At 31.1% G+C, this 8,366-nt stretch carries 1 protein-coding gene; it reads right to left on the bottom strand.

Annotated features, from left to right (window positions below; genetic code table 11):
• Window positions 1–61: 61 nt before the first annotated feature.
• On the bottom strand, window positions 62–8,350 hold the full coding sequence (locus ACZ49Z_RS15065; protein ID WP_464305127.1) for a non-ribosomal peptide synthetase: 8,289 nt from the start codon (window positions 8,348–8,350) through the stop codon (window positions 62–64).
• Window positions 8,351–8,366 lie beyond the last annotated feature (16 nt).

Below are 8,366 nucleotides of genomic sequence, written 5' to 3'. Positions count from 1 at the left end.
CCTTTTAATTAGATGTATGTAGGTAATTTAACATCTACAATCTTGTAATGTGTTACAAGTTTTAGATACTGATTTCAGTTTTTCCTTCTTCTACTAGGTCTTCTTTAATCCATAAGTTTGCCTCTATAAAATTTGCTTGTTTTATAATCGTTACATTATGGAAAAGCTCCACAAGTTTAATTTCTAGATTGAATATTCTTTTAATTTTATTAGCAATTTGAACAGCCATTAATGAATGTCCTCCTAGTTGAATAAAACTTTGATTAACACTTATAGATTGTGTCTCTAGACCTAAAACTTCTGCCCAAATTTCAACAAGTTTTTTTTGAATTTCAGTAGATGCCTCTACGTGTAGATCTCTTATTATTCTGCTAGGAATTGGTAATTCAGCTTTATTTAATTTACCATTTGAAGTTAAAGGCATCTTGTCCAATTTAGTAAAAAAAGAAGGAATCATATAATCTGGCAAACTATTAGTAAGATAGGCTCTTAATGTTTCATCATCTAGTTCTTGATTAGAGACATAGAAAGCAGATAAATACATTTCTCCATCAATATTTTGTAAAGTAACAGCGCTTGAAACTACTGCTCTATGAGCAGATAAAATGTGTTCAATTTCCTCAATCTCGACGCGATAACCTCTTAATTTTATTTGATTATCTATTCTGCCTTTGTAAGCTATATTTCCGTCTGATAACCAACATGCAAAATCCCCAGTTCGATATACCCTTGTTTCGTCAACAATCCAATCTGTGATAAATCTTTGGTTTTCAATTCCATTACCAAGATAACCACGTGCAAGACCTGAACCAGCAATACAAAGTTCACCAACAACTCCTTGAGGTACTATATTTCCAAAGCTATCTACAATATAAATTCGCTCATTTGGTAATGGAATCCCAATAGGTATTGTGTCATATTTATCTAGGTTTTCTGGTGTTACTTTATAAAAAGTAGAATCTACACAAGTTTCTGTTGGACCATATAGATTATATATAATAGTATCTGATAACTCTAAACGTTCATAAAAATCTCTAACCAAACCTTTTGGTAATGCCTCTCCTGCCAATAACCATACTTTAAATTCTGGTAAGTCTATTGCTCCTTGTTTACTTCTTAGCAACATTCCTAAATGCGTTGGGGTACCATCACTCAACTCAATCTTGTTCCTTTTGTAAAAATTGTAGAGTTCTTCTCCATCCATTCGCTCTTTTTCGTTCGAGACATATAAACAATGTCCTTTTAAAAGGGCAGCAAAGATTTGTTGGCATGAGGCGTCAAAATAATAGGAAGCAATAAGACCAACACGAAGTCCTGTTTCTAAATTTTTGTAAACCGTTTGTGAAAGTCCTTCTACGAGATTAATTACTGCATTGTCTTCCATTAAAACACCTTTAGGCATTCCAGTTGAACCCGAAGTAAAAATACAATACGCTAAATCTGAAATAGATCGATCACTAACCATATTCGCTATAGAATATTCTTTAATCTTTTCGTTTAGAATATCATGAGTAGGAATAATATTTTTGTATGTATCTAAATATTCTGCATGTCCAAGCAATAATTTAGCATTACTGGACTCTAACATGTAGGTTATTCTATTTTCGGGTAATTTAGAATCAATTGGTAAATAAGCACCACCACTTTTAAGTATCCCTAAGATACCAATAATGATTTCTTCGGATCTATTTAATATTAAACCAATTAAATCTCCTTTTCTTACACCTTGTTTCCTTAAATAATCAGCTAATTGATTACTACGTTCATTGAGTTCTTTATAGGTTAAACTAGAATTGTTATACACCAATGCCATTTTGTTTGGGAAACATTGCACTTGTTTTTCAAATGCTGCAACAATTGTATCTTTTACCTCAACAGAAATTTCAGATTTACTAAATTCTCTGATGAGTGATATTTCTTTTTCATCAAGTATGCTTACATCTCCTAAAGACATGTTTGAACGAATTTGACTAATTATTTTTTTGAAATATTTTGCAAACTTTTTAATCGTTGATTCTTCAAATAAATCAGTGGCATATTGAAAACTTAGTTGAATATTGGTTTCGGTAGTATTCACATGGAAAATTAAGTCCATTTGAGAAGTATCTGCTTCGAGTGTATGTTCTTTAAGTTCTAAATTAGAAGTCTTCATCGCTATCGGCATCGCATCTTTATAGACGAACATTACATCAAATAAGGGATTACGACTTGTGTCTCTAGTAGCATTTAAATCTTCTACCAATTTTTCATAAGGATAATCCTGAAATTCTAGACTATTAATGGAAGTTTGATGTATTCTTTTTAAGAATGTGTGCAAAGTATCATTATCATCAATGTGGTTGCGTAATGCCAATACATTAATAAAAACACCCATCATTCCTTCTAAATCTGCATGCCTACGTCCAGCAACTGGAGTACCAACAATAATATCTTTTTGATTAGTAAGTTTGTATAGCATTACTTTAAATGCTCCAAGAATTACTGAAAATAGAGTAGTATTCAATGCTTTTGCTAAATCATATAAGTCTTTGGTTTGTTCAAGTCCAATTTCAAAATTAAATCCAGCACCGTTATAACTAATTACTGATGGACGTTCAAAATCTGTTTGTAGTTTCAGTATTGTTGGTGGTGTTTCAAATATTGTTTTCCAATATTGTTTTTGACGCTCTAAATTCTCCTTGAAAACTTTACTTTGTTGCCAAACTGCATAGTCTTTATAATTTAATTGAATTGGCAATAATTCTTTTCCTTCATAAGAACGCATTACATCACGGATAAAAATTTCTAGACTCACCCCATCTGAAATAATATGATGTCTATCTGTAATTAAAAGATGTTTATCCTCTGTTATCTGAATTAATCCTACTCTTAAAAGTGGAGCTCTACTTAAATCGAATGGACGAATAAATTCTGAAACTATTTTTGTGCTTTCTTCCAATGTAGCTCTAAAAAACTCTATTTCGAAAAATACATTTTCTGTGAAAAACTGTACTGGTGAATCATCTAATAAAGTGAAACTAACTCTAAAAATTTCATGATGTTTAATAACTTCTTGAAAAGCTTTAGTTAATTTTTCTTTATTAATAGCCCCTGTTACCATGAAAGCTAACGGTTGATTATATACCGTTGATTTTTTATTGAGCAGATTTAGAAAATAAAACTTTTTTTGAGTAGTAGTCAACGGATAAAAATCCATTTTTGGTGCTTGTGGAATTTTTAAATATTCTTCCTGCAAACTTGCCTCAATGTTTTTAGCTAATTCTTGAATGTTTTTAATAGTAATTAATTTTGATAAACTAAGAGAGACTTTAAATGCTTCCTTAATGCGATTTGCTAAAAACACTAGCTTTAAAGATTGTCCTCCCAAATCGAAGAAGTTGCTTTTGGTTCCAATTACTTCACTATCAAGTTTTAAAACTTCTGCCCATATTGCTACTAACTTTGCTTCTGTTTCTGTTTCAGGAGCTACATAATTATCTTCAATTTCTACTTTGTAGTCTGGCAAGGAATTACGATCTACTTTACCATTAGAATTTAATGGTAATTTTTCGAGTTGAACATAATACAGCGGTACCATGTAATCTGGCAAATATTCCGACAAATGATTTCGAAGTTCGCCTACTCGATATGTTGTTGAAGATTCATAGTAAGCAACTAAGTATTTATCATCTTCCGATTCTTTTAATACTACCACAGAATGCATGATCTCTTTAAATGTATTGAGTTGATGCTCTATTTCAGATAGTTCAATTCTATAGCCTCTTAATTTAATCTGATCATCTATACGACCACAATATTCCAAATTTCCATCTGGCAACCATCGAGCCATATCGCCCGTAAGATATACCCGTTCTTCTGCAGTAATCCAATCGTTTCTGAATTTTTCTGAACTTTTATCAATATCACCAACATAGTATTGTGCTAAACCATCTCCAGCAATACAAAGTTCCCCAATAACACCTTTAGGAACTAAATTACCATATGCATCAACAATATAAATACGTTCATTTGGTAGTGGTTTCCCTATTGGAATGAAGGAATAATCATCTAATCTCTCTCTTTCTACTTTATAACTTGTAGAATCTACACAGGTTTCTGTTGGACCATAGAAATTATAAAGTATAATATTGTCGGTTACTATATCATAGAATTTTTTTACTAATTCTTTAGGTAACGCCTCACCTGCTAAAATCCATGAAGAAAGATTCCCTAATGTTTCTCCTTTTTCTAAAGTATCAAGAAGCAAACGGAGATGTGTTGGAGTACCATCTGATACATCGATGCTATTAACTCTATAATATGATTTTAACTTAAACCCATCTCTACGACTTTCATCATCTACAACATATAAACTATGTCCCTGTAACAAACAACCGTAAATTTGTTGCACAGATGCATCAAAAGAAAAAGAAGCGACTAAAGCGACATTCAGAATCTTGTCTTCATAAGAATCATAGACTCTCTCCTCCAAACCTTTCACTAGATTAACTACACTTTGATGATTCATCATTACTCCTTTTGGTTTTCCACTAGAGCCGGAAGTGAATATACAATAGGCCATATCGGTAGAATGAATTTCTACTGAAGGATTTTTTGAACTTTGTGACTTTATTTTTGACGAATCTATTGCTTGAACTGGTAGATAGGCTGTGAATCGATCTATAAAATTATTCTGTGTTAATAAATAATTAGCTCTACTTTGATTTAACATGTAACCAATACGTTGTTCTGGTAATCCTGGATCTATTGGCAAATAAGCTGCTCCTGTTTTTAATACTCCAAAAATAGAAACTATCATATTTACAGAGCGTTCAAACATAAGACCAATAGTATTTCCATGAACAATACCTTGAGAAATTAAATAATTGGCAACTTTATTAGACTGCTCATTCAACTCCTCATAGGTTAATTTTTCCTCTCCAAAACATACTGCAAGTCGGTTTGGATGTCTATGCACCTCTTCTTCAAATAAAGATACCAAATTGGTTGTTGATGCATAGTTCAACTTTGTTGCATTATAATCTTCAATTAATAGTTTATACTCTTCATTTGGTAACATATTAATATCTGATAATTTAATATCTATATTTTTTACAATTGCTTTTAAAATATTTTTGTAGTATGAAACAAAGCGCTCTATTGTTTCTTTTTTGAAAAGGTCTGTTCTATAATCTATGTAAAATGTATGACTGTTTTCTTTTTCGAAAATTCGAAATGATAAATCGAGTTTAGAGCTTATATTATTATAATCTACATGTGATAAATGTAGATTATCAGATTTAAATTCTGACAAATCAAAATTGTAATATTCAAACATTATATCAAATAAAGGATTGTGACTTAAATCCGTTTTTAATCCTAATTGAGCAATTAACTTTTCATATGAATATTCTTGGTTTGCAAAACAGCTAATAATATTCTCTTTTACTTTCTCAAGGAAATCTGAAAAATTTAAATTGCCTTTGGGAAAGTTTCTTATGGCTAATGTATTAATAAAAACTCCTATCAATTTTTCCAAATCTATATGTTGACGAGCAGCTGTTGATGTACCGATAACGACATCTTCTTGACCAGATAATTTGGATAATAAAACTATAAAAGACGCTAATAGTAAATTATACATGGTAACTTTCTGGTTTGAACAAACATCTGCTAACACCTGCATTTCTTGTTCATTTAATGTGAAAGTTGCGGTAGCTCCTTTAAAGCTGTTAATTGGAGGCCTAACAAAATCAGTTGGCAAATGGAGTCCTACTGGTAAACTTTTAAACTGATTAATCCAAAACTCTTTCGGTTTCTCTAGTAGATGTCCTATTTCTTCATTTTGTTGCCAAACTGCATAATCTTTGTATTGAATTATTAATGGTTTTAATGGCTGATCATTGAGAATATCCATCAACTCTTGCATCATATTAACATAAGAGACTCCATCAGATACAATATGGTGCATGTCTATTAATAAATATGCAACATCGCTTCCTTCTCTTTTGATTCCAACTCTAAGTAAAGGAGGTGCACTCAAATCAAAACTTCTGATGAATGCATTCATTGACTCATCTAAACTTCTCGTATTTGGTATGCTTTCTATAGTAAAGCTAACAACATCAAGAATTCTCTGACATGCTTCTCCGTTTATTAATTCAAATGACGTTCTTAGAGCTTCATGTCTATCTATGATACGTCTAAATGCTTTTTCTAATAAATCAATATCAATATCACCCACTATTTTAAAGACTATTGGGACATTATATGCCACCATTTCAGGATTCATTTGATCCATAATGAACATTCTTTTTTGAGTATCAGACTGTGGATAATAGTCATTGATTTCTGCGGAAGGTATAGGATCAAAATTTACTTTTGGAGCATTTGTAATAAGTAATAATTGATTATTAATAGTTCGGTTTTTAAAAGCATCACCAATATTCAGTTCAATCCCAAAAGATTGATGAATTCTAGATATTAGTCTAATTAAATTTAGAGAGTTTCCGCCTAATTGAAAAAAATCATCTTGCAAACCTATAGAAGTAACACCTAATACTTCTTTCCAAATGTTAACTAATTTTTGCTCAATATCTGAATCTGAAGTAATTTGAAAATCTAATGCTACATCCTCATCATTATTTACTTTTGAAGCGCTCTTTAGCTTGATTTTTTCAGTCTCTAGTTCTTTTAAAAAATTGTCATTTTTACCCTCTAAATAATCATTAAGCAAAACAAAGCGTTGAATTTTCCCACTTGTTGTTCTAGGGATTTTATCCACTGCAATTACTTTTTCGACTGTTAATCCTGTTCTTTGACCTAAATGTTCTTTTATAGATTTTTCAAGTGACAAAAAATCTGAAACTAGACCACTATAGACTACAAATACATATATATCATCTTGAAATTTTTCTTCATTAAACAAACTGCAAGTAACAGCTTGCTGAAACTGTATTTCTGGTAACTCATCAATTAAATCATCAAGATCATTTGGAAAATAATTTTGTCCATTTATTAAAATCATTTCTTTTTCCCTACCTGTCAAAATCAAATGATTATCATCTATAAAACCTAAATCTCCGGTATTTAACCAACCATCTTCTGATATTGTTGCTGCTGTTTTTTCTGGATCATTATAAAATTCAGATGTGACTGCTTTACTTTTTAAATGTACTATCCCTAGTTTTCTTTCTGATAGCGTTTGCAAATTTCTATCCGTTATCTTTATGTCTGTACCAGTATAAGGTCCTAAATTGGCAAATGAAACAGCATTTACAGAATCTACTTCTACTTCTTCTATTTCATCTCCAACTTTTAATTTGTGTCGATTTAAAATATATTCTCTAGTTTGCTGTCTGTTCTTCAATGTAAAAGATACACCAAGAACAGATTCAGCCAAGCCATAGGCAGGACCTATAGTCTCCTTTGCTAAATCATAAGGAGCAAGCATACGTTCAAATTCATCACAAATCGCAATAGACACAGGTTCTGCTCCATTAATGATTAATCTCAAACTTTCAAAAGATAAACCATCCAAATCTTTGGTAACTACATTATCAATAGTGTGTTTAAACCCAAAGTTTGGAGAACCAGAAATGGTAATATTGTTTTTGGCTAAACTTTTTAACCATAAATTAGGATATGCAAAAAATTCCATTGGTGGCATCAAAAACTGAGGCACATTTCTTAATAATGGTAATATGTGAAAAAATACTAATCCTAAATCGTGTGTTAATGGCATCCATCCAAGAAATGAGTCTGTTTCTGTTAACTGAATTAAATTAGTCATTGTCTCTACATTGTAAAGAATACTATCTTGCTTGTTAACAATTCCTTTTGGATTACCTGTTGAACCAGAAGAAAATTGAATAAACACAATGTCATCAATAGTTCCTTGCAAAACTTTAGCTAGCTTTGAATAGGTTATCTCATTAAAAGAAATGAATTTCTTATCAACATCAATAGAGGTTTCTGACTGACTTTCAATATATTCTTTCCAGCTATCTTTTAACGTTTCTAAATCTGTAATTAGGTATGGGTTTTCTAATTTATCCCAAACTTTACCTATTTTTTTCATAATATCAACCGTCACTCCAAAAACAATTGGAACTGGAATAATTTTTCCAAAAATACATGCCCAAAAAGTAACTAAGAAGTTTTTGTTCGATATGAACTGAAAAATTAATTCATCACCAGGTCGAATTCCCTTTTCTTGTAAAACATGTAGCATACATCTCGCCTCCATGAAGAGTTTTTTATACGATATGTATTCCATGTTGTTTTCACTCTCTAAAAAGGTAATCCCTGCTTGATCACCTAATTTAATATTCTTTTCAAAGATTTCTTGTATCGTTAACTGTTTTACCATTTTTTATATACATGTA

Source organism: Flavobacterium sp. KY-23415 (assembly GCF_055384985.1).
Note: the sequence above shows the minus strand (reverse complement) of the source record. Positions and strands in the feature narration are given on the sequence as shown.